This is a genomic window from Lysobacter enzymogenes, assembly GCF_017168095.1.
GTDB classification, from domain to species: Bacteria; Pseudomonadota; Gammaproteobacteria; order Xanthomonadales; family Xanthomonadaceae; genus Lysobacter; species Lysobacter enzymogenes_D.
The window spans coordinates 1-1,762 of record NZ_LXSD01000394.1 but is presented as its reverse complement, the minus strand read 5'-3'; the positions used below and the strand labels follow the sequence as shown (position 1 = coordinate 1,762).

2 protein-coding genes are annotated in these 1,762 nt (G+C 70.2%); both read right to left on the bottom strand.

Translation table 11 applies throughout. The features are described from left to right. Positions 1–286: 286 nt before the first annotated feature. Positions 287–1,243, bottom strand: coding sequence for a DUF6607 family protein (locus A7A76_RS16345; RefSeq protein WP_241200990.1), 957 nt, complete (start codon positions 1,241–1,243; stop codon positions 287–289). Between the two features lie 59 nt (positions 1,244–1,302). Next, a partial coding sequence (locus A7A76_RS16340) for a Hemin transport protein (RefSeq protein ID WP_206412187.1) occupies positions 1,303–1,762 on the bottom strand: 460 nt, incomplete at its 5' end.

The following is a 1,762-nucleotide window of genomic DNA, read 5'->3' as shown; positions in this document are numbered from 1 at the left end:
TTCATGAGCGCCGAACGCATCGAAGCCTCGCTGTAGGAGCGGCGCGAGCCGCGACCGCGCAGCGTCGCGTCGCGCCGAATGCAGAGCGGCCGAAAACGCGGGTGTAGTGGGTTTCGTCGTAGCCGCGGTTGCGCGGTCGCGGCTTGCGCCGCTCCTACAGGGCGCAGCCGATGCGGAAGAAGTCGGCGCCAACAAAAAGGCCGGGCATCCTGCCCGGCCGGTTCCGATCATCGCTCCGACACCCGCGCTCCCTCGCAGGCCCGCGCCGGAAACCCTGCGCCGCGGCTTACTCGGCCGGCGCCGCGGTCACCCACTGGGCGAACACCGCGTCGATGTCCTTGTCGGCGACCTTCTTGCCCTGTTCCAGCTTGCCGGCCTGTTCGAACAGCGGAACGATCATCGCCATGCCGTCGATCTTGGTCTTCAGCCGCACGCCCGGGGCCTTGCCGAGGTAAGCGTCCCAGCGCTCGCGCACCTTGGCCCAGAAGCCGCGGGTCACGTCCCAATATTTGTAGGCCGGCTTGAAGTCGACCTCCTTGGTCTTGACGTAGTCGTTGAAGCCGAACTCGCGCGCCAGCGGTTCCTGGCTGCCGTCGGGCTTACGCAGCACCTTGGTGTTGAACTGCTCGTGGGTCCAGCCGTTCGGGGTCAGGGTGTGGCGGTTGATCGCGACGATGGCGTTGTAGTCGCTGCGCTTGGTGTATTCGCGCCGCGGCAGCGGGCGCCAGCTCGGATCGCTGGTCCAGGTGGCGTGGCCGTCGCGGTAGTCCCAGCGGCCGGTGCCGCAGTAGCGCGGCGCGTCGCTGACCTCGTACACGCACTGGGTCCAGGCGCCACGGTTGAGCTCGGCCGGAATCTTGCGCACCTGCCAGGTCTGGTCGGCGCTGAACTCGAAGCGCTGCGGCGCCTCGAACGTCCAATCCTGGCGCCAGTGCTTGGTCACGTGGCCGCTCTTGCCGTCGACCAGGATGTGCTGCAGCACCACCTTGGTCGGGCTGTCCTCCACCACGATCACGGTCTCGTTGCCGCCGCTGCGCATCGCCGGCGCGCGCTCGTAGCCGGGCTTGAGCAGCACGGTTTCGTCGAAGGCGAAATCGACGATGTATTCGCCCTGCATGGCCAGGATCGAGGCGCGGTCGCGGGCGATGTCGGCGGACTGGGCCAGCGCCGGCGCACTGCACAGCAGGCCGGTGGACAGCAGGCAGGAAGCCAGCACGCTGGCGCGGAAATGTCGAAGGTTCATGGATTCTCGATCGGCTCTTTGGCTGTAGACGAATAGATAGATAAGGAAGGAATCGGCGTTCAGGGCCGCTCGGCGGCGGCCGAAGCCAGGCAACAACAGGCGTCGGCGCGCTCGTCCAGGCGCGCGCCGGCCGCGGCGGCGATCCGCCGCGCCTGCGACCGCCCCAGCGGCGACAACGCCGCCGCTTCGGCCAGCAGCACGCAATGGCCGGCCTCGTCGCGCAGCACGCTCAGGCGCAAGGCCTGCGCGCGCCAGCCGCCGCGCAACCGGTGCAGCCAACGCGAGGCGGCCGCCCACGCGCCGCTGCGCGCGGGTGCGGCCGCCAGCGCTGCGCCGGCGTCGTCCCAGGCGAGGAAATCGCTGTCGGCCAGCAGGTACAGCCGCCAGCATTCGCGCCCGGCCGCATCGCGGAACGACAGCGCTTCGCCCGCGCCGTCGCCCAGCCGCCGCGCCTCGCGCGCGGCCAGCCAGCCGGCCAGCGCGTCGCGCTGGCGGCGCGGATGCACGCACAGCACCGTC